The 20,580-nt window shown below is 60.8% G+C and carries 20 protein-coding genes and 2 pseudogenes; 13 read left to right on the top strand and 9 right to left on the bottom strand.

Translation table 11 applies throughout. The annotated features are described in order from the left end of the window. Positions 1 to 96 precede the first annotated feature (96 nt). The 3 genes from ppk2 to N2600_RS12515 all read right to left on the bottom strand — a co-directional run bounded on the left by ppk2 (position 97) and on the right by N2600_RS12515 (position 3,331). Positions 97 to 942: a polyphosphate kinase 2 gene (ppk2, locus tag N2600_RS12525; RefSeq protein ID WP_222387318.1), complete on the bottom strand. Its 846-nt coding sequence runs from the start codon at positions 940 to 942 to the stop codon at positions 97 to 99. A gap of 6 nt (positions 943 to 948) precedes the next feature. After that, a complete protein-coding gene (locus N2600_RS12520) occupies positions 949 to 2,667 on the bottom strand; it encodes a SulP family inorganic anion transporter (protein WP_222294693.1) in 1,719 nt (572 codons plus the stop codon). Between the two features lie 199 nt (positions 2,668 to 2,866). Beyond that, positions 2,867 to 3,331 (bottom strand): hypothetical protein, encoded by a 465-nt coding sequence (locus N2600_RS12515; protein WP_222294691.1) that lies wholly within the window; start codon positions 3,329 to 3,331, stop codon positions 2,867 to 2,869. Between the two features lie 760 nt (positions 3,332 to 4,091). On the opposite strand from N2600_RS12515, the gene N2600_RS12510 reads away from it, so the two are divergent. From N2600_RS12510 to N2600_RS12490, 5 genes and pseudogenes are all read left to right on the top strand, one after another. Beyond that, complete coding sequence (locus N2600_RS12510) at positions 4,092 to 5,504, top strand: DUF3300 domain-containing protein (protein WP_260296400.1); 1,413 nt, start codon at positions 4,092 to 4,094, stop codon at positions 5,502 to 5,504. 20 nt (positions 5,505 to 5,524) lie between these two features. Beyond that, on the top strand, positions 5,525 to 6,481 hold the full coding sequence (locus tag N2600_RS12505) for a DUF2950 domain-containing protein (protein WP_260111030.1): 957 nt from the start codon (positions 5,525 to 5,527) through the stop codon (positions 6,479 to 6,481). An 81-nt stretch (positions 6,482 to 6,562) separates the two neighbouring features. Further along, complete coding sequence (locus N2600_RS12500; RefSeq protein WP_017964693.1) at positions 6,563 to 6,796, top strand: DUF2171 domain-containing protein; 234 nt, start codon at positions 6,563 to 6,565, stop codon at positions 6,794 to 6,796. A 51-nt stretch (positions 6,797 to 6,847) separates the two neighbouring features. Further along, positions 6,848 to 7,056, top strand: a pseudogene (locus N2600_RS12495) (hypervirulence associated TUDOR domain-containing protein). 39 nt (positions 7,057 to 7,095) lie between these two features. Then, positions 7,096 to 7,281, top strand: a complete 186-nt coding sequence (locus tag N2600_RS12490; protein ID WP_003560205.1) for a DUF3008 family protein — start codon at positions 7,096 to 7,098, stop codon at positions 7,279 to 7,281. Positions 7,282 to 7,318: 37 nt separating this feature from the next. On the opposite strand, the gene N2600_RS12485 is transcribed toward N2600_RS12490, so the two are convergent. Continuing rightward, positions 7,319 to 8,038, bottom strand: a complete 720-nt coding sequence (locus N2600_RS12485) for an MgtC/SapB family protein (protein ID WP_222294685.1) — start codon at positions 8,036 to 8,038, stop codon at positions 7,319 to 7,321. A gap of 284 nt (positions 8,039 to 8,322) precedes the next feature. Between N2600_RS12485 and greA the strand changes: the two genes are divergently transcribed. Next, a complete protein-coding gene (gene greA, locus N2600_RS12480) occupies positions 8,323 to 8,805 on the top strand; it encodes a transcription elongation factor GreA (RefSeq protein WP_260296399.1) in 483 nt (160 codons plus the stop codon). Between the two features lie 92 nt (positions 8,806 to 8,897). On the opposite strand, the gene N2600_RS12475 is transcribed toward greA, so the two are convergent. Then, complete coding sequence (locus N2600_RS12475) at positions 8,898 to 9,791, bottom strand: LysR family transcriptional regulator ArgP (RefSeq protein ID WP_260111028.1); 894 nt, start codon at positions 9,789 to 9,791, stop codon at positions 8,898 to 8,900. 100 nt (positions 9,792 to 9,891) lie between these two features. On the opposite strand from N2600_RS12475, the gene N2600_RS12470 reads away from it, so the two are divergent. Beyond that, positions 9,892 to 10,500 (top strand): LysE/ArgO family amino acid transporter, encoded by a 609-nt coding sequence (locus N2600_RS12470; protein WP_222387325.1) that lies wholly within the window; start codon positions 9,892 to 9,894, stop codon positions 10,498 to 10,500. A 110-nt stretch (positions 10,501 to 10,610) separates the two neighbouring features. Here N2600_RS12470 and N2600_RS34465 read toward each other — a convergent pair whose 3' ends face one another. After that, the gene (locus N2600_RS34465; RefSeq protein WP_311319289.1) at positions 10,611 to 10,799 is read right to left on the bottom strand and encodes a hypothetical protein; all 189 of its coding nucleotides are present in this window, start codon (positions 10,797 to 10,799) and stop codon (positions 10,611 to 10,613) included. A gap of 73 nt (positions 10,800 to 10,872) precedes the next feature. Here N2600_RS34465 and N2600_RS12465 point away from each other — a divergent pair, with 73 nt between their 5' ends. Together N2600_RS12465 and N2600_RS12460 are read left to right on the top strand one after the other, a co-directional pair. After that, positions 10,873 to 11,814 carry a LysR family transcriptional regulator gene (locus tag N2600_RS12465; protein WP_260296398.1) on the top strand — a complete coding sequence of 314 codons (942 nt, stop codon included), beginning with the start codon at positions 10,873 to 10,875 and terminating at the stop codon, positions 11,812 to 11,814. A gap of 99 nt (positions 11,815 to 11,913) precedes the next feature. Beyond that, positions 11,914 to 12,069: an entericidin domain-containing protein gene (locus N2600_RS12460; protein WP_003560194.1), complete on the top strand. Its 156-nt coding sequence runs from the start codon at positions 11,914 to 11,916 to the stop codon at positions 12,067 to 12,069. A gap of 74 nt (positions 12,070 to 12,143) precedes the next feature. Here N2600_RS12460 and N2600_RS12455 read toward each other — a convergent pair whose 3' ends face one another. Together N2600_RS12455 and N2600_RS12450 are read right to left on the bottom strand one after the other, a co-directional pair. Beyond that, entirely contained in the window at positions 12,144 to 12,521 is a 378-nt protein-coding gene (locus N2600_RS12455; protein ID WP_260296397.1) for a hypothetical protein, read from the bottom strand. Positions 12,522 to 12,541: 20 nt separating this feature from the next. Continuing rightward, positions 12,542 to 13,543, bottom strand: coding sequence for a glycine betaine ABC transporter substrate-binding protein (locus N2600_RS12450; protein ID WP_260296396.1), 1,002 nt, complete (start codon positions 13,541 to 13,543; stop codon positions 12,542 to 12,544). A gap of 639 nt (positions 13,544 to 14,182) precedes the next feature. Here N2600_RS12450 and N2600_RS12445 point away from each other — a divergent pair. The 4 genes and pseudogenes from N2600_RS12445 to N2600_RS12430 all read left to right on the top strand — a co-directional run bounded on the left by N2600_RS12445 (position 14,183) and on the right by N2600_RS12430 (position 18,752). After that, positions 14,183 to 15,637 (top strand): cobyric acid synthase, encoded by a 1,455-nt coding sequence (locus N2600_RS12445; RefSeq protein ID WP_260296395.1) that lies wholly within the window; start codon positions 14,183 to 14,185, stop codon positions 15,635 to 15,637. 385 nt (positions 15,638 to 16,022) lie between these two features. Continuing rightward, positions 16,023 to 16,961 (top strand): IS110 family transposase, encoded by a 939-nt coding sequence (locus N2600_RS12440; protein WP_260109994.1) that lies wholly within the window; start codon positions 16,023 to 16,025, stop codon positions 16,959 to 16,961. Positions 16,962 to 17,035: 74 nt separating this feature from the next. Beyond that, positions 17,036 to 17,332, top strand: a pseudogene (locus N2600_RS12435) (SDR family oxidoreductase); the annotation flags it as partial. Positions 17,333 to 17,663: 331 nt separating this feature from the next. Continuing rightward, positions 17,664 to 18,752, top strand: a complete 1,089-nt coding sequence (locus tag N2600_RS12430; RefSeq protein WP_170261968.1) for an adenylate/guanylate cyclase domain-containing protein — start codon at positions 17,664 to 17,666, stop codon at positions 18,750 to 18,752. 4 nt (positions 18,753 to 18,756) lie between these two features. Here N2600_RS12430 and N2600_RS12425 read toward each other — a convergent pair whose 3' ends face one another. Next, complete coding sequence (locus tag N2600_RS12425) at positions 18,757 to 20,547, bottom strand: chloride channel protein (RefSeq protein ID WP_260111025.1); 1,791 nt, start codon at positions 20,545 to 20,547, stop codon at positions 18,757 to 18,759. Positions 20,548 to 20,580 lie beyond the last annotated feature (33 nt).

Below are 20,580 nucleotides of genomic sequence, written 5' to 3'. Positions count from 1 at the left end.
TCCTGTTGATTGATGACATCACCGCGCCGGACAGCCGATGCTGTTCCGGGCGGACCTTCCTCCTGAAATTGCCGTGTCGTTCCCGCGCGGCTTCGATTATTGCATCTGCTCGGCGACCACATCCGGCACGATATGCCGGATGCTTTTGTCTTCGACGTAGTCAGCGGGCCGCTTTTGACGTTTCCCAAGGTCCGGTGCGTTGAACTTCATTGTTTCGTACGGAATGGACTTCAGGATGTGCGAGATGCAGTTGATGCGCGCGCGCTTCTTGTCGTCTGACGGAACGATCCACCATGGGGCGTGCTGGCGGTCCGTCGCCCGGATCATCTCGTCGTAAGCAACCGTGTAGTCCCACCACCGTTGGTACGACTCGACATCCATTGGGCTGAGCTTCCACTGCCGCAGCGGATCCTCGATCCGCCGCCTGAAGCGCCGATCCTGTTCCTTCTCGCCGACCGTCAGGAAATATTTCAGCAGGGTGATGCCGCTTTCGACGATCGAGGCTTCAAAACCGGGAGCCAACTCAAGAAAGCGCCGGGCCTTTTTCTCGGAGCAGAATCCCATCACCCGGTCGACGCCGGGGCGATTGTACCAACTGCGATCGAATATGACGATTTCGCCCGCAGCGGGCATATGTGCGAAGTAGCGCTGCATGTACATTTGCGTCTTTTCGCGATCGGTCGGGGCCGGCAGCGCGACCACGCGAAAGACCCGTGGACTGACGCGCTCGGTAATTCGCTTGATCATCCCGCCTTTGCCCGCAGCATCCCGGCCCTCGAAAATGATCACGATGCGAGCGCCCGATTTTTTCACCCAGGACTGTAGATGCGCGAGCTCGACCTGAAGCTTTGCGATTTCCTTGTCGTAATTCCAGGACTTCTTGCCTTTCTTTTCGTCTACTTCTGTGTCGTCGTCCTGCCGATTGTTCATCACTTCCTCCATGACCCTTTACTGATGACCTCCGGCCAAAGGCCGGTCGCTTCCTTCCCCAAGGCGCGCGGCGCGCAGCGCGTCCTCCGTGTCGCCAAAGAACTTTCCGGCTCCGATGCCGTCGACGACGCCGGCGCGGCCCAGCAACTCCGTGACCTCGGCGTTCAGGTGAGCGACGCCGAAGACGATGCCCCGCCCGGAGAGGTTTGCCTGCACGGCATCGAGTGCTGCGGCCCCGGTGCTGTCGATATGCGCAATGGCACTGGCGTCGAGGATGAACCAGCGTGTTTCGGCCGGTAGGCCGTCAGCGACGGTGCGCAACCGGATCCGGACATAATCGGCGTTGTAAAACAGCAGATTGCCCTGGACGAGACATATGGCGATGCCTGAAATGCTCCGGGCCTCCGGAAAGCGCTGCATGTCGTAGAAGCCGTCGCGTCCGGCAATGCGGCCGAGAAGCGTGTCTTTCGGAAACATCGTCTTGCGCAGGAGATAGATCAGGGTTGCGGCGATCGCGACGATGACGCCGTTCAGGACTCCGAAGCTGATGGCTCCGAACATGGCGATCAGGGCGAAGACGAACTCCGCGCGGCTGATGTGCCATATCTTTCTCAACTCGCTGACGTCGATCAGGCTGATTGCGGCTGCCGCCAGGATCGCCGCCAGGGCAGGGATCGGCAGGATGCGCAGGGCGCCATTCAAGAACAGCAGCGTCGCCATCAGGGTCACGGCGGAAACGAGACCGGCTGCCTGCGATCTGCCGCCGACTGCAAGATTGATCGCTGTACGCGAGTCGGACACGGCGATGGGAAATGAACCAAACAGGCCGGGGGCGATGTTCGCCGCGCCCAGCCCGATCAGTTCCTGGTTGGCGTCGACCTCCTCGCCGGAGCGCGCCCCGAAGCTTCGTGCGGCGACGATACTCGAGCCAAAACTGATCAGAAAGACGGCTGCCGACCCAAGGACGATCCTGTCCATGGGCATTTGAGAGAATGCATGGAGGGAGAATGACGGCAAGCCGGTGGGGAGATCGCCAACGACGCGGATGCCTGCGGCTTCGAAGTTGAAGATGGCGGAGAGAATCACGGAAACGACGACGACGACGACGGGTCCCGGTACAGGCAGCCGCGTGGCTTTCACGATCCACAACAGTGCGAACATGGCAAGGCCGAACAGTAATGTCGGCCAATGGATCAAGGCACTCTTGCGAATGATCTCGGCAATCGGCGGCAGGAGACCGTCGGACTCGATACGCACCCCGGTAAAGCGGCCGATCTGCCCGACAAGGATGGAGATGGATACGCCGGCAAAGAAGCCGACCAGAATCGGGCGGGAAAGAAAGCTTGCGAGGACGCCCAGCCGCAGCAGCCGTGCTGCAAAATAGAAGGCTCCGACGCCGAGCGCCAGGGCAGACGCGATCGCAACCGGATCGGCTGATGTGCCGGCAGGTTGCGCGGCGATGACAGTTCCTATGACCGCCGCAAGAACCGCCATGGTCCCGGCGTCCGGTCCGACCACCAATAGGCGCGACGGCCCGAACAGAGCGTAGGCAACGGGCGCGACGATACTCGCATATATCCCGGTTTCCGGGGGGAGGCCGGCGATGGCTGGATAAGCGATCGCACTCGGCAGGCCGACAGCTGCAATCGACAGCCCCGCAGGAATATCGCTTCGCAGCCAGTCCGCGCGAAATCCCTCCAGGCCCCTGAATATCGGCATATGAAAACTTTGAAGCATGCCACTCCCCCCGGAAATTCATTCATCTGCTGAGGCGAACTCAGGCTACCAGTGGGGCAGCCTCCGATCGCTCCAGACTGGGCGCAGATTGGGCTTTGACGAAGATGGTCTTGCCAAGCAGCATCAGCTGAAGGGTTGACTCGGGCTCTGATGCGCCGGCCGAAACCATGGCTGACAAAACGCATAGTTGCGCAGCAGCCTAGCCGACGGGGGCCTCCCAATTCAGGAAGAAGCCGATGTCGCCCGGCATGCCGCCCGGAAAACTGATGACCATCGCTTTCAGCTTGTAGCCGTGCGGCCGGGCGACTTCGACGAAAAGATCATAAATTTCCTTGGCTTTTCCTTGAAGCGTCGTCGGCCACTCTGGCCGGGCACTATTGATCGCGCGGCCGCTATCCGTGCAGAAGCTCGACGGAAAGCTATAGACCATGGCTTCGGATTTGCCGTCGGCGGCTGCCTTCATGACGACGCGCCTGATAATGTCACGTTCCTTGTCGCCGACGTGTTTGCGGAAGAAGTCATCGACGAACTCCGCGTGTTTTTTTGCTTCACGCTCTTTGACTTTGTCATCACGCTGCATTTCTATCAGCTGCAGTTCCAGAGCTTTCTGTCGCAATTCTTCCGCGCTAAGCATCTGAGGATTTGACTTTTCACTTTCAGCCATGACGTTCCCTCCCAGTGATCCAAGGCCAAGACCAAATATTACAGCATCGATAAGTCAAACTAGACCGTATGATACTGTAGGTTCTGGTTACCTACAGCCTGCCGATATTTTAGCCGTCAACACCCTCCCACTGGGACGAGTATGCGGCATGAGCGAAATGCATGAAGCAGGAGTGTGTCGGCTCCATCTCTCATTGACGTGCCAAACGGGGCGGCAGGGCACCGCGCTGAGATGGAACGTTAGGCACCGGTTTCGAAACCGGGGTGCAGCGTTATTCCGCCGTCGATATAGATCGTCGCTGCGACGATGTAGTCGGTGAAATCAGGCGCAAGCCGCATCGCCGTTCGGCCGATCTCCTCCGTCGCACCGATGCGTGTACGGAATTGAGCTTCATCAAGTCGGCACAGTTTCCGAGGTTCGCCACGCGCTGGTCTTGGTCGGCGTGCGAATGGCGCCTAGGGCGATGCTGTTGGCGCGGATGTGTTTCTTCGGCGTGCCATTGACTTCGTGATCAAGCGACCCGCAGTCGATTTTAGTTTGCGCGCTGAACTCCGCTTTTGCAAGTGTGTTACTGTAACATACGTCCTAGATCAGTCCCGCGACTACGCCTGGTGCTGTCTTTGCTATAAATTTGGAGCAAAAGACGGCTTGGCCGATGTTTAGCTATCAATCCTCCTCCACTCGGAGGAGTATGCGGCACGAGCGAAGATACAATAGTCGACAGCCTGCACACCATGTCTGACCGCAAGGAGGATTTGAGATGGCTAGACCTCACGCATTGTTACTCGCCACGGGCCTGTTCCTGCCCTTTGCAGGTTTCCCGTTTTCGCCACATCCGACGCCGATCGCCGCCGCGCAGGAGCCGACCGCTTCCAGTCCCGCCGCGGCGGCGGAAGACGATGCACCGGCGCCGCTGAGTGAGGACGAACTCGAGATCCTGGTGGCGCGGATTGCACTTTATCCGGACGAACTGGTCGCGCTCGTCACATCGGCGTCGCTCTATCCGCTGCAGGTCGTGGAAGCAGCCCGGTTTCTCGAAACCTTGAAGAAGCAGCCCGAGCTCAAGCCGAAGACGACGTGGGACGGCAGCATCGTATCGCTGCTGAACTATCCCCAGATCGTCACGATGATGAGCGACGATCTGGACTGGACGCAGTCGCTCGGAGAGGCGCTTTCCATCCAGCAGAAGGACGTTCTGATCGCCATACAGCAACTGCGCGACAAAGCGGTCGCCGACGGCATCATCAAGACTGACGACAAGATCAAGGTCAGCCAGGAGAACGACAACGTCGTGATCGTCTCCGCCAGTCCCGACAAGATCTACGTTCCGCAGTATGCGCCGGAGATGCTGTATGAACCGAACTATGCGGCTGAGCCTATCGGCTACTATTCCGAGCCGTATCCGAACTACTACTATCCGACCGCCACCTTTTTTGCGGGCGTGGTGACCGGAGCGGTATGGGCCGCCGCCGTCGACTGGAACCGCTGGGGCGTATGGGGCGGGCGCTGGAACGGCAACGTCGACATCGACTGCAACAATTGCCTCAACAACATCAATGGCAAAGTGAATATCAACGACGTCGACTGGAAGAATGTCGATCGCAGCAAGATCGGGTTCGACGGCGCTCAATTCAACAAGATGGACCGCAGTTCCTTCCGGAGCAGTATCGAGGCGAATCCCGGCAACAGGGTCGGAGCCAGAGGCAACGACCGTGCGAACACGATCCGCGACCAGCCAGGCAAAATCAGCGTCAACGATGTCCGCAAGAGCAAGATCGATGCGGACAGGATCAGTGCTGCCCGCAACAAGCCAGGCAATACGGGAGCGGCTCCTGGAGGCGGGAAGGCAGCGCAGGCCGCGCAGAACCGCAGGCCCGACGCGAGGCCGACGAACAGAGCTGGCGAAAAGGCAAGGTCCGGGGCCAACGCCAAACGTCCAGTCGCAAAGGCGAAGCCAGCGTCCCGCGTCGACAACCGGCCCAGAAAGCCATCAGCCCTCGGTCAGGTCGACAGCGGCAGGCGCGCGCAGATGCAGTCCAACCGCGGCAGACAGGCCATGGCCGGGAGCAATCGCGGCGGCGGTAGAGTAATGCACGGCGGTGGCGGCGGCCGCGGTGGCGGTGGTGGTGGCCGCGGTGGTGGAGGTGGTGGCCGCGGCGGCGGTCGTCGGTGACCGAAAGAAGGAGGAAAGTGATGACCAAGTCAGTCAGAAACATGCTTCTGGGTTCTGTGTTCGCTCTTGCGGCTCTCGCCACCAATCCGGTTTCGACATCTGCGGCAGAGCCATCCGATGCGACCGTCATCTCGGGCTTCGCTTCGCAGAGCGATCCTCCGGTATTCGAGACGCCGGAACAAGCCGTCGAGGCCTTCAAGGCGGCCTTGTCGGCTGATGATTTCGACAAGTTTACGGCGCTGCTGGGAATTGATGCGGCGAAAGCGAAGGCAGACGAAGGCGTGATGGACACCTACGCACAGATCCGGGACGGCACAAGCAAGAAGATCGTCGTGAAGGACGTCGATGGCCGCAAGATCATCGAGATCGGCGACAAACTGTGGCCTCTGCCATTTCCGATCGCGAAGGGCGACGATGGCAAATGGGGTTTCGACACGTATGCCGGGTTCGAGGAGATCATCGATCGTCGCGTCGGCGAGAACGAATTGCAGACCATCGACACGATGCGGGCCTATGTCGACGCCCAAAAGGAATATTCTTCCGCCGACCACGACGATGACGGCGTCCTGGAATATGCCCAGAAACTGATCAGCAGCGACGGCAAAACTGACGGTCTCTACTGGTCGCCTGATCTGGGCGAGGGTGACAGCCCGGCGGGCAACGCCCTCGAAGACAATGCGGCGCTTGATAAAGCGAAGGCCGGCGAGGGCTATTACGGCTATCGCTACAGGATTATCGAAAGCCAGGGGCCGAACATCGCGGGCGGAAAGTTCGATTACGTGATCAACGGCAACATGATCGCAGGATTCGCACTGATCGCCTGGCCGATCCGATATGGCGAAACCGGCGTGCACACGTTCCAAGTGAATGCTAACGGCACGGTCTACCAGGCCGATCTCGGCCGGCAGACCGAAAAAATAGCTGCCGGCATCAGGACCTTCAACCCGGATGATAACTGGGAGTTGACTGATGATTGAACACGGTCGCTCGTGTTTGGAACCAAGTCGGCTCCACGTCGTTGCCGCTTCGTATCCGACAATGATGCAAAGGAGGAAACGATGATTTCCGCAGATCAGATCCGTGAACATATGGAAGTTCGGGCTGCCGACGGCACCCATGTCGGCACAGTCGATCATCTCGACGGCCCCACGCGCATCAAGCTGACGAAGACCGACTCGGGGGATGGTAAGCACCACTTGATCCCGCTCGATTGGGTCGACCACGTGGACGCCCACGTCCACCTGTCGAAGAACGCCAGGGATGTCCGAAGCCAGTGGGCCACTATCAACTGACAATCGGTCGGCTGCGGCTTATAAGCCGCAGCCTCCTTGCAAGCGGCCGTCATGTCGAAGCAATTGAAGATGGGCGATGAGGTCAGCTGGAATACCAGCCTGGGAAAACAGAGGGCAGGGCGGTCAAAAAGCAGAGCAGTCCGACGAACATCAAAGGCCACAGCGTGAAGGCATCGAAGACCGAGCCGCAATATATCGTCGAGAGCGACACGTCGGAAAAGCGTGCCGCCCACAAACCTGACGAGCTCAAGAAGCTTTGACGCCGGCGGCCGTTCTGTTCGAGCAAAAAGGAGATCGATATGCCAGCCAAGTCCAAGGCCCAGCAGAAGGCGGCAGGCGCTGCACTTTCGGCCAAGCGTGGCGAGACACCCAAGAGCGAACTCAAAGGCGCCTCGAAACAGATGGTCGAATCCATGAGCGAGAAACAGCTCGAGGAATTTGCCTCAACCAAGAGGAAAGGAAAACCTCAGCACGTTTCGAAATGAGAGATGTGGAACCGCCGCCGGCGTGTCACCGCGAAGCTTATATCGTCATCGACTTCATGGAGAAATCCGCGACCTCATGCGTGTTCGAAAGCGCGTTCAGGATCGCGCGTGCCGACGCGTCGGGGTCCCTGGCGAGCCATCGCAGCTCGAACGTCACCTCGGCGCCGCTATCGGCGGTTCGGTGGAGTGACAGGAAGCCTGCATGGCATCTGAGCGGGTTCAGAACTTCCGATAGCTCGGGGACATTGCCGTTTGAGGCGCGGACGACAAGCGTTGCCTTCTGTTCGCAGCGCAGCCAGGCGTCCAGACGCTTCAAGGGCGACAGGACGATAAAGCCAACCGCCGTCGCCGCGATGCCGGTCAGGATCTGGCCCCCGCCGAAGCAGAGGCCGACCACCGTCATGAACCACAAGGTCGCCGCCGTCGTGACCCCGGTCAGCATGTCGCCGCGTTTGAGGATCGCTCCGCCGCCGATGAAGCCGACGCCCGTCAGGACGCCGAGCGGAAAGCGCAGCACGTCCATCTGCGTGAACGAGCCAGGCGTCTTTCCGTATGTCGACAGAAGAAGGTTTGCCTGGATCATCGCCAGGCAGGCGGCAAGCGCCACCAAGATCGTGGTTCTGAAACCTGCCGCATGACCGCCGCGCTCGCGATCAAGGCCGATGAGGCCGCCGGCAATCAATGTCAGCATGATCCGCGCGCCGATATCCCACCAGCCTGGCGTCAGCGGCATGGCATCCGTCAGGAGCGAAGGCATGTTTTGGTCCAGACTTTGTCCTGGCCCTCTCGCTGCTCGCCGGGCATTTGCTCCTCCTCGGCCGTGGTTATCAGAGTGTATCCGATGCGCCACGGCGCACCGTGGTATAAACGCCATGCGGCGCAGGACGTTCCTAACGCTCCCAAGTTGGGGGCGTGACAGGAAAAGCGGCCGTCGATGGGCCCGATTGGCGGTTCGTCTGCAGTCGGTGTATGGTTCCAACAGAGATCTGGGCAATCGCCCATCAGCTACGAGACCGCATCGCGCTAAAACGGAGTCCGAGATTGGCCGTCGCTTTCACCAAGGAAGAGAGTTTCGAAACCGCTTCGGAAACCCTGCTGCCCGATCGTCCGATCTCGCCGCATCCGAACCTCGTCACGGAAGCGGGATTGAAGGCTCTGGAATTGCAGTTCCAGCAGGCTCGCGAGGCCTATGATACTGCGACCCCCATCGAAGACGTGAACGAACGGCGGCGGCAGACGGCCAATCCCTTGCGTGATCTTCGCTACTTAGCCGCAAGACTTCGCACCGCCCAGCTTATGCCTGACCCGACGTCAACCGACAGGGTTGCCTTCGGCAGCACGGTGACTTTCCACCGTGACGACGGGCGCGAGCAGACCTATCGCATCGTCGGGGAGGACGAGGCCGATCCGAAGGCCGGGACCATTTCCTATGTCTCCCCGGTGGCGCGGCTCCTGATGGGCAAGGCTGTTGGGGATATGGTGCAGACAGGCGGCCAGGAACTGGAGATCATCACCATAACATAGGAGAGCGCTATTCGCGTAGAGACCAGCGAGTTCGGCAGCCGCACCGCTTACGTCTGACAAAAGCGCACTCGGTCGCCGAGATGAGTGAAGCGTCAGAGATTGCGTTTCGCGACCTTGATGACCTCCCGCGTCAGCTCCGCCAAGCGATCGGCGGCAAAGCGGTTTATCTGCCAATAGAGCGGGACGTCCAACGGCGTATCGGGAACCAGCTCCACCAGCCGTCCCGATAACAGATGCTCGCGGGTCAGCTGGGTGGGGTTCATTCCCCAGCCCATGCCCGAGAGGCTGGCTTCGACGAAACTTTGCGGCGACGGCAGCCAGTGGGTGGGGTGGTCGAGATCGTGTCCGAACATCCGCCTGATCCAACTGCTTTGCAACCTGTCCTTCTGATTGAAGGTTAGCGCCGGGGCGCTGCGGATTGCCTCTGATGTCACGCCATGCGGAAAGTGACGGGCGACGAAGTCGGGGGTTGCCGTCGCATGGTATCTGAGAACGCCGAGTGCAAAACGCCGACATCCGCGGACCGGCTTTTCCAGGCTGGTGACGGCAGCGATCACCCGCCCGCGCTGCAGCCATTCGGCGGTGTGGTCCTGATCGTCGACGGCGACGTTCAGCAAATAGGAAGAGCTCCTGGTGAAATTCGCCATGGCCTCGACGAACCATGTCCCGAGGCTGTCGGCATTCGTCGCGATTTGAAGCGTGACCCTTTGGCGGGGCTCGTCGGGATCGACGAGTGCCGGCAGCTGCCCGAAGAGTTCGGCTTCGAGCATACCGACATTCTCCATATGGCGGCAGAGCCATTCTCCCTTTTCCGTCGCCGTGCACGGCGCGCCCCTAACGATGAGGACGACGCCGAGACGCTCTTCGAGCTGCTTCACGCGCTGGGAAATGGCCGAAGGCGTCACGTTCAGCACGGTCGCGGCTCTTTCGAAGCTGCCTGTCTGGACAATGGTTGCAACTGCGTGAAGAGCGGGATAGTCGATCATGGATTAGTTTTACTTAATTGGAGTAAGGTGGATTAATTAGCCTAATTCTCCCAATAGCGATAGGGCAACCTCACCGAAATGAGGGGCGTTGGCCGAAGCGATGAATTTTTCGATTTATGGAACCGGCCTGATGATGGGCCTCAGCCTGATTGTCGCCATCGGCGCGCAGAACGCCTTCATCCTCCGCCAGGGCTTGCGCAACGAACATGTCTTCGCCATCTGCCTCGCATGCGCGGTATCGGATGCAGCGCTGATCGTGCTTGGCGTGACCAGCCTTCAACAAATCGCCAGGTTGATGCCCTGGCTCGATCCCGTCATGCGCTACGGCGGAGCCGTATTTCTGGTCTGGTACGGGGCAAGAAGCCTCTATTCCGCCTTGCGGTCGTCCACCGCTCTCACGGCCGCGGAAGCCAAACCATCGAGCTTCCGGCAGACACTGGCGACCTGCCTCGCACTCACCTGGCTCAACCCGCACGTCTATCTCGACACCGTGGTACTGCTCGGCACGATATCGACCCGATATCCGGGAGAGCAGGCTTCATTTGCGGCAGGGGCGGTGACGGGTTCCTTCCTGTTCTTCTTTTCGCTCGGATATGGCGCTACACGGCTGCGGCCGATCTTCTCGAAACCCTCATCCTGGCGCGTGCTGGAAACGCTCGTCGCTTTCACGATGTGGATCATTGCGTTCAAACTGCTGGGCGGGCTGTGATCGCCGTTCGGCTGTCGGTCGGCCGCTACGGCGCAGGTCGAGCGGACGTTGCAAGTGGACCGGCATCGATCCGTGCAGATCCTGAGCGGATTCAAAGCGGTGACGCGTCTCTACCGCGTCCCATCGCATGCATGGCGCTCCGGAAGGGTCAACTCCATCTCGCGCTGGCAATCTGCCAGCAGATGTGGCGGAAAGCGCCTTAACTCCCGGAGCGCATGCTCATGGTTGGCATCCCTGCGTCTCTGCGCCTTGAATGCGGAAAGGGCCTGTACGATATTCCAGATGCTTGTTTGAGACATGTCGGGCCTCCTTGGCTGCATTTTGCTGCCGACACGCGAAATATCGGGTTCAATTGACATTCAATCAAACAAAATGATATGGGGTTATAAATCAGAAAAATTGAAAGATGCGACGATGAGCATTCCCTTTCGCCGTCCCATTCCGCTGCTCGACAACGATGTATTGCGCACCTTTGTTGCCATCGCCGAGACGGGCAATTTTTCGACCGCCGCCGAGGCGGTCTTCCGCACGCCGTCGGCGGTGTCGATGCAGATCAAGAAACTTGAAGAGCAGCTTGGTGCGACACTGTTTCTGCGCGACGCACGCTCGGTTTCGCTGACGCGCCACGGCGAGATGTTGCTGTCATATGCTCGCAACATTCTGGCGCTGTCGAATGAAGCGGTGTCGCGCTTCATCATGCCGGAGCTCAGCGGCGTCGTGCGGCTCGGCGCGCCGGAGGATATCGGCGAACGGCTGCTGCCGAGTATTCTGAAGAGTTTCGCCGAGAGCTATCCCGGCATCATGGTCGACGTGACAATCGACATGAGCATGGGGCTGAAGAAACGCATGGAGGAGCAACGGCTCGACCTGGCGTTGATCAACTGTGCGACACGGCCGTTCCCGACGGGCGGTGAGGTCGTGTTCCGCGAGCGGCTGGTCTGGGCCGGCGCCAAGTGTGGTTCGGCGCATCGCCGCGATCCCCTGCCGATCTCGATCTGGGAGGATGGCTGCATCTGGCGCCAGGAAGCGCTCTCGCAGCTCGAACGCAATAAGCGGCATTATCGCGTCGCCTATCTCAGCGGCCACACGATGGCGCAACGTGCCGCCGTGCTTTCCGATCTCGCCATCGCACCGTTGCCGCTTTCCTATGTCAACGAGGACATGGCGATCCTCGGGCCTCAGGAAGGGCTGCCGGAGCTCGGCGCCTTCGATATCCGCCTGCTGACCGCCTCGCAGCTATCGGGGCCGATCGAGAGGGTGGCCGACAGCATTCGCGGCGCCTTTGCCGAGAGAGCGAAAGCGGTCGCCGCCTAGCAGCATCATAGCCAGTGAACCTTTTGGTTTGTCGTGCGTTATTGGCGCGGGACGGCAATTGTCGCCGTTCGGGGTTGATTTCAAACAAGGATATCCGAGATGACGACAACGGCCAAAATTGCCGCAGCTTTTATGGTTCTTCTTGCCCTTTCCTCCTGCGGCAACACGATCCGCGGCATAGGAAAGGATACGGCAAATACCGTGAACGCCACGCAGGATGCCGGCCGCTCGGTCGACCGCGCCGCGAAGAAGTGATGACGATTCAGCTTTCTTCTGAGGATTGCCGGATCAGATATTGACCGCGGGATCAGATATCGGCCGGGGCCGGATCAGATGACCGAGTTCGGATCATTCCAAGGGGTGACCGGGGGATAAGCCTTTTCCAGCCCGCCGGATCGGTCGAGACCGGTCCGGAAGGCCTGGTAGGCGGGATGCTGGCTGGAGCGGGCAGCTTCCGTCAGCCGGATCTGCAACCGGTCCGGCGCCTGGGTTCCGAGCCAGATTCCCAGATTTTTGAGCTTCAGCGAGTTCAGGAAACGCGATCCGGCGGCAAGATCGAGATGGCGGCGCAGGCCGTCGAGCAGGTTGTCGTCCTGGGCAGCATTTTCCATGAGCAGCGCCAGATACGACTTGTCGGTCTCCGACAGCGCGGCGAGCTTTTCCGCAACGGTATCGCGGTCAGGAAAGGGAATCATCGAATCGTCCATGCTTGATCGTGTTTTTGCCGTTATAAGCTCGCCTTGACCTTCTCGGCTACATCGACTGGCACCCATTTCGTCCACAGACTCTCGTAATTGCGAAGAAAATAGATCGCGGCACCCTCATTGCTTTCACGGTTTTCGTCCTGCCAGGCGAGCACCTGATTGATCGTCGCATTGTCCCATTTGCGGGTCTTGAGATAGGTCGTGACAGGCCCGGCGCGGCTGGCGAAGGACCTGGTCATCAGTGTGAAGGCGCGCGAGACGGGGTAGGAGTTGACCTCGGGCCTGGCGCAGCCGGCAACTGCGGTACAGCGGTCCCATTCGCTCTTGTTGTGGCCGACGCCGAAGCTCAGGCGCGTCATGTCGTATTTGCCGAGGACGGCGGTCGGCGCCCAGTAATAACCAAGCCAGCCGACCTTGTTGTCGAAGGCTCGGGCAATCGATGCATCGAGCCGTTCGGGACTGCCGGTCTCGACGAGCTCGAAGCCCTTCTTGTCGGCGGCAAGCGCCTTGAACAGATTTGTGGTCGATATCTGGCAGCTCCAGTCGGCGGGGCAGTTGTAAACTGCGCCTTTCGACGGGTCGTCCTCGGCGGGGAAGAGTTCGGGATGTTTCAGCGCGTCTTCGACCGAGCGGATGTCGGGGTGGGCGTCGGCGATAAATTTCGGAATCCACCAACCCTCGACGGCGCCGTCAGCCAGGATTTCGGCCCCCTCCACTAACCGGCCGCTGTTGACGGCCTGATCGAGCAGGGACCTGACGGAATTGATCCAGTATTCCGAGGCGATGTCGGGGGTGCCTTTCTCATTCATCGAGGCGAAAGTCGGCAGAGTGTCGCCATCGACAATGGTGACCGAACAGCCGTATCCCTTTTCCAGTATGATCTTGTCGAAGCTCGCCGCGATGCCTGCCGAGGCCCATTTCATTTCGGCGATCGAAACGCTGCCGCACTCAGCGGCTTCAGCCGGCGCGACGGTAGAAAGAGCCGCGGCAAAGACGGCCGGAATCAGAAACGTCTTCATCGTCATTCCCCGAATTCTTCTTAGGCGGACGCGCAGGTCTGAAATCAACCGACAAATCTCTCCGGCACCCGAAGGGACAATGCCTGCCGGGCGATACCGCGACAGGCTTTCCGGTTCATGGGCAGGCCATGTTCAACAATGGAGCATCTTGATGAAGCCTACGCGTTCGCTCGCAGAAATCAACCATCTTCTGCTCATGGTTGCATGACTAAATTATTGAATTCGAAGAATTTATGTCGGCATCCCGAAAATGGCGCTCTCCGGCGAAATGCACGCTCTTCGCGACCGGCGGCGGATCTTCGGCAGAAATTTTGGCGAGAATGTCAAAAAAGATCAAAATTAACACTTGCGTAAGCCTTCAATAACTCTCCGGTAAGAATGTGCCGTTATCAGTTGGGGCGTGGCAGCAATGACCGCCGCTTCTCCGGTTCAGGTAGTGCGTACCGGAGAAAGCGAGCTTCGCCGTGTAAGGGCGAAGACGCCTGAGTTTTCGGCAAACCGCGCAGAGCCAAGGCCATGCGCGGTTTTCGCGTTTGCGTGGGAGCCAAGTCTTGCGCCGGGCCAAGTCTTGACCCGAGCCAAGCTTGACCCGAGGTTGCCGCCCATTGTAGGCCTCGCCTGAACGAGAGGCGAATACAGGCCATCATGGCAAGAGCGATCATGCTGCAGGGGACCGGCTCCGATGTCGGCAAGACGGTGCTGGTTGCGGGCCTTTGCCGGTTGGCGGCCAATCGTGGGCTGACCGTCCGGCCGTTCAAGCCACAGAACATGTCGAACAATGCGGCGGTCGCCGATGATGGCGGCGAGATCGGCCGGGCGCAGTGGCTGCAGTCGTTGGCCGCGCGCGCGCCATCCTCGGTGCACATGAACCCGGTGCTGCTCAAGCCGCAATCGGAAAATGGCAGCCAGATCATCCTGCAGGGCAGGGTATTTGGGCAGGCGAAAGGACGCGATTACCAGCGGCTGAAGCCTCAGTTGCTCGGCGCCGTGCTCGAAAGTTTCGAAAAAGTCGCTGCAGGGGCCGACCTCGTTATCGTCGAGGGCGCCGGATCGCCGGCCGAGATCAATCTCAGGCCCGGCGATATCGCCAATATGGGCTTTGCGACGCGGGCCGGCGTGCCTGTCGTGCTCGTCGGCGATATCGACCGCGGCGGCGTCATCGCCTCCCTGGTCGGCACGCATGCGATCCTCGATGATAGCGACCGGGCGATGATTTCAGGCTATATCATCAATAAGTTCCGCGGCGACGTCTCGCTGTTTGACGACGGCATCCGCGCCATCGAGGGTTTTACCGGTTGGCCGTGTTTCGGCATCGTGCCGTGGCTGAGGGGGGCTGCGCGCCTGCCGGCCGAAGATTCGGCCGTGCTCGAACGGCTGGCGAGGGGCGGGACGGGCGCGCTGAAGATCGCCGTGCCGGTGCTGCCGCGTATCGCCAATTTCGACGATCTCGATCCGCTGAGGACCGAGCCGGATGTCGAGCTGGTGTTCGTGCGATCAGGCGAGCGGATACCTGCCGATGCGAGCCTCGTTGTGCTTCCCGGCTCGAAATCGACGATATCGGATCTCGCGGACTTCAGGGCGCAGGGCTGGGACCGCGATCTCCAGGCGCATGTCAGGCGCGGCGGCCGGGTGATCGGCATCTGCGGCGGCTATCAGATGCTCGGCCGCAGGGTGCGCGACCCTCTCGGCATCGAGGGCGGGACGCTCGAGACGCCGGGGCTCGGGCTGCTCGACATCGAGACTGAGATGGCGCTGGAAAAGACCGTGCGCAACAGCCAGGCCCGCTCGACCGAATATGACGCGCCGCTCGCCGGCTACCAGATCCATCTCGGCATCACCCGCGGCCCGGATTGCAATCGGCCTTCCGTAATCATCGACGGCGCGCCCGACGGGGCGCTGTCGGCCGACGGCCGGATCATGGGCACCTATCTGCACGGGCTCTTCGGCAGCGACGCCTACCGCGCCCGACTGCTTCAAAGCTTCGGCCTATCAGGCGAGCGGAGGAATTACCGCGAGAGCGTCGAGCAGGCGCTCGACGAGATCGCCGGAGAATTGGAACGTCATCTCGATCCGCGCTGGCTGGCCGGGTTGATTGGCTAGGCTGGGTGTGTCGTGGGCGGCTGCCGCATCGTTCCTAGTCTGTGGGATGACAAAGATCGCGGCTGGCTCCCTCTTCTCCCCAGCGGGGAGAAGGTGGCCCGAAGGGTCGGATGAGGGGGCGACGCGGCACTACGTCATTGATTGCCCTTCGCTTTCGCTCAGCGCATTCGCGGCTCCGCCGCTCACCCCCTTGTATCTGCATGTTAGATTTTATGTGCGATGGAAGCGATTGAGCCTCTGGCTGGGTGGCCACCCAGCCAGAGGCGTGACGAAGTCGCCCGTTTCCCCCTCCGGTTACAACCGTGGATGAGCCTGGGATCTTCGTCATCGTCACGTACGACCGAATAGTCGCTTGGCTTCAACCGCACGCACAAGGCAGGTTACCGTGAACAGAGTTATATGTGGAGTGGATGTTTCGAAGGACTGGCTGGATGCGTTTATCCGCCCGTCCGGGGTTTTTGAGCGTTTCAGCAACGATGCGGCCGGCATCGGCGCGCTGGCTGCGCTCTGCCGGGAGCAGGGTGTCGAGCTCGTCGTCATGGAGGCGTCGGGCGGCTACGAGCGTTCGGCCTTCCTGCTGTTGTGGGAGTTGGGGATCGCCTGCGCGCTTGCCAATCCGCGCCATGTGCGCCGCTTTGCCGAGGCCATGGGCTTTCTGGAAAAGACCGACCGGATCGATGCGGCGATGATCGCCCATTATGCCGAGGCCAGGCGGCTGTCTGCCCTGCCGCCGCCGAAAGCCGCGCAGCTGCGGCTGTCGGCGCTGATGACGCGGCTGTCTCAGGTCACCAGCGATCTGACCGTCCAGAGGCAGCGCCGCAGTGCTGCCCGCGATCAGCAGAGTGTGGCAAGCCTCGACGAAGTGATCGCGCTTCTGGTGCGCCAGAGCCGCACCCTTGAGGGCGAGATTGCCTCGATGATCGACGACGATCCGCTCTGGGCCTGCCTCAACCAAGCCTTTCGCTCGATCAAGGGGGTGGCGGACCGTACCGTTGCCCGGCTGATGGCCGAACTGCCCGAAATCGGCCGAATCTCCAACAAGGCGATCGTCAAACTGGCCGGCCTGGCGCCGATTGCCAACGATAGCGGCAAACGCAGCGGACCCCGGCCGGTGCGCGGCGGGCGCTCCGGACCGCGTGGCATCCTGTTCCTGGTCGCCGCCACCGCGGCCAGGTACGATCCGCATTTGGCTGCCTTCAGGCAAAGGTTGCAGAGCGCTGGCAAGCCAAAAATGGTTATCCGCATTGCGCTCGCCCGAAAACTGCTGGTCATTCTCAATGCAAAAGCACGGGATGCGCGAAGAGAATTCGAATGCGCAACTTGACAACCCAGATAGTCGCTCAACCGCCTGCCGGCACCTACTCCCCGATGGGGAGAAGAGAATCGTGGCGGCGCCGCGTTCCCCCTGCAGCAAAGAAGGGACTGACCAGACTGATGCGCGGCATGGCGGTTGAATTCGGCCCGGACGGCATCACCAGCAACGCGATTGCGCCCGGCTGGTTCGCCACCGAGACGAACGCGGCGATGGCTGCGAACGAGGAATTGATGCCCTTCGTGCGCCAGCGCATCCCGGTCCAGCGCTGGGGACGCCCAGACGAGATCGCCGGCGCGGCGCTGTTTCTCGCAAGCGCCGCCGCTTCCTTCGTCAACGGCGATGTGCTGACGGTCAACGGCGGCATGACGGTCAGGATGTGAGATATTCGTAGGCGCTACGGCACCGTCTTCATTTCTGCAGCACTCTCCGTTGCCCTTCGTCGGCAGGCGAATGACGGCAACGGCAGGTATCATTCCCTCTGGCCTGTGGTTGTCGTTGCCGGAGTCCGTGGCTAGAAATATCTGCCTGACTCGACTATTGGTCGACGTGCAACGCCCCCGTTGGTCATCGCCGTCCATTTGCCCGATTTCCGACGATAGACTGCGTCGGTCATGTGGAGATTCAAAAATTAACGATCATATTCAGTGGCTTATAGAACATGGAATCACTAGTGAGCATATTGGCGATCTCGTCGCCGGCCTGTGCGACCGGTTGATCGCGGACGGCTTTCCCATCTGGAGGGCCAGCATCACTATGCCATCCATTCACCCTATGTATCGCGGCGTTTCGGCCAATTTCATCCGGGGCGGTGCAACGGTTCTTGAAAATGCGGCGCATGGCAGCGTGGAAGAGCGCAATTTCGAGAAAACGCCGATATTCTACCTGTTGAGCCGCGGCGAAAGGACGGGGCGTTGGATACTGGCGAAAGGTGAAGGTTTCGACTATCCGCAGCTCAAGGAATTCGCGCTCGCCGGCGGCACGGATCACGTGGTCAGCCTTTTCGAATTCCCGAAGGAAGTCGCGCTACGCGGGCTCGGCTTCTCGCTGACCAGCGATGCGCCGGGCGGATTTTCCGATGATCAACTGGTAACAGTCAAAGCGCTTGTCCCAGCGCTGGGGCTGGCGGCTTACCGTGTGGCGGCATCGAAAACCGCCACCGATATCCTCGCGGTCTATACCGGCGCCAGAACGAGCGCGCGCATCCTGGCCGGCGAGACCCAGAGGGGAACGGGCGGTTCCATCAATGCGGCGATCCTGCTTGCGGACCTCAGAAATTTCACCGCCTTGACCGAGGTCTATCAACCCGGCGAGATCGTCGGGTTTCTGAACGAACATTTCGAGCTGATCGACCGGCATGTCGAGGAAAATTCCGGCGAAATCCTCAAGTTCATGGGCGACAGCGTGCTGGCGATCTTTCCGACCGACGCCGACGACCCACAGAAGGCTTGCATGGCCGCGCTGGCTTCCGCGAAGAATCTGCTGAAAGCAAACGAGGCGCTGAACCGCGAGCGGACGCAAAACGGCGGCCCCGATATCGGCGTCGATGTCGTCCTTCATCTCGGCGAGGTTTTCTACGGGAACGTTGGCGCCCGCGGCAGGCTCGATTTCACGGTGATCGGCAGGGCCGTCAACGAGGCCTCGCGGCTTGAAAAGCTCTGCGGCACGCTGGAGCAAGACCTGCTGATGTCGGAGAGCTTCGCGACCACCTGCGCCGTGGCCTGCGAGTATCTGGGTTCGTTTGAATTGCGCGGCGTTTCGAAGCGGGCAGAGGTGTTCAAGCTCGCCGGCCCCGGATCATAGCGGCTTAGATCTCGCCGGAGACCTCGCGGCGGCGGCGGTCGAGTTCTTCGCTGTAGCGGCGCAGCGTATAGCTTTCGCTGAGCTGGCCGATCACCTTGCGTTCGATCAGGTTGTTGACGACGGCGAGCGCTTCGCTTTCGCTCTTGTCGAAGATCGCCGCCGCCTGTCTGGCATTCATCTGCGGCTGCAGGAAGTCGTTGCGGTAGTGGATGAAATCGGCAAGCGTCTTGCCCTCGTCCTGGGCGTCGGTCGGGTTGGCGTAGATCTCCGGCACCAGCACCAAGCCCGCATATTTGTCGCTCTCCTCGACGAGGATGACGCGCTGGGTCGAGCCGATCGGGAAGGCCTGCTTGAATTCCTCCAGCGTGATGCCCGCCTTCGCCTTCTTGACGTCGGCGCGCATCAGCTTGTCGACCGTCAGATTGCGGATCCAGCCGACGTCGTGGGCGCTGCGGATGCTTTCGCCGCGCAGATGGAACCGCCATGTGGCGAAGGAGTAGCCGAAGGTCGAGCGCACGACGAGGGAGGAGGTGATGACGGCAGCGAGCACCAGCGCCGTGATCGGAAAATCGCCGGTGATTTCGAGCGCCAGGAACGTCATGGTCAGCGGCCCGCCGATGACGGCGACGGCAAGCGAGCTCATGCCGACCACGGCATAGATGACGGGCGTCAGCGTCGCATCGGCGAAGTAGGGGCCACAATAGGCAAAGAGCTTGCCGAGCAGGGCGCCCATGAACAGCGAAGCGAAGAATAGCCCACCCCTGAAGCCGGAGCCGATCGAGATCGCCGAGGCGAAGGATTTCAAGAGGAAGAGGCCGATCAGCGTTGGGATTGCCACCTCACGGGAAAGATTGAGATGTAGCGCGCCGTGGCCGGCCGAGAGCACTTGCGGCGAGATCATAGCCAAGAGCCCGACGATGATGCCGCCGAGTGCCGGACGGAAGGGTGGGGCGATTGAGCTCTTGCGCGCCAGCTCCTCGACAAAAGCGACGCCCTGCATGATCAGGATGCCGACACCGGCGCAGAAAATGCCGAGCAGCAGCGCTGGGATATAATCGGCCGGCACGACTGAGCCGAAGCTGCCGATATCGATGGTGAAATCGCTGCCGGCAAGCAGCCTTGCGATCAGAGTCGAGACAAGGGCGGAGACGACGACAGGCGTCAGCGAGACGATCGTATAGGAGCCGATGATCAGCTCGAAAGCGTAGAAAGCACCGGTCAGCGGTGCGTTAAAGGCGGCGGCGATGGCGCCCGCCGCGCCGCAGCCAACCAGGGTGCGCAGGTCCGAGCGGCGAAGCTGCAGCTTCAGGCCGAATTTCGAGGCGAGGCCGGCGGCAAGCTGGGTATAGCCGGCCTCCAGGCCGACCGAGGCGCCGAAACCGTTGGAGATCAGGTTCTGCACGGCAACGATGATGCTGTCGGTCAGGGACAGGCGGCCGCCATGCAGCGCATTGGCCTCGATCGGGTCGACCATCGGCTTCTTGCGCCGTTTCGCCAGCACGAGAAGCAACAGGCCGAGCAGGGCGCCGCCGATGACGGGGGCGGTGAGCAGCAGCATCTTGCTCTCGATCTCGGACGCGCTCAGCCGTTCGCTGTCGGCGATGCCGAAGACCAGCTGATGCAGCTCGTTGGAGACGTAGCTCATGCCGGTGACGGCAAGACCCGAGATGATGCCGACGACGGCGCCCGCCAGCGACAGGCCGACCTCGCTACGGCGGGTCAGCGCGCGCAGGCGTCCCGGATCGAAGAAAACACGCAGCGCGCGGAAACGGCGCCGATCCAATTTCATAAGCATGGCTAGACAACTAGGCGAGGAGAGGCCCGGTCA

This window comes from Rhizobium sp. WSM1274 (genome assembly GCF_025200775.1).
Taxonomy (GTDB): domain Bacteria; phylum Pseudomonadota; class Alphaproteobacteria; order Rhizobiales; family Rhizobiaceae; genus Rhizobium; species Rhizobium leguminosarum_I.
This window is presented reverse-complemented; position numbering and strand designations above follow the sequence as displayed.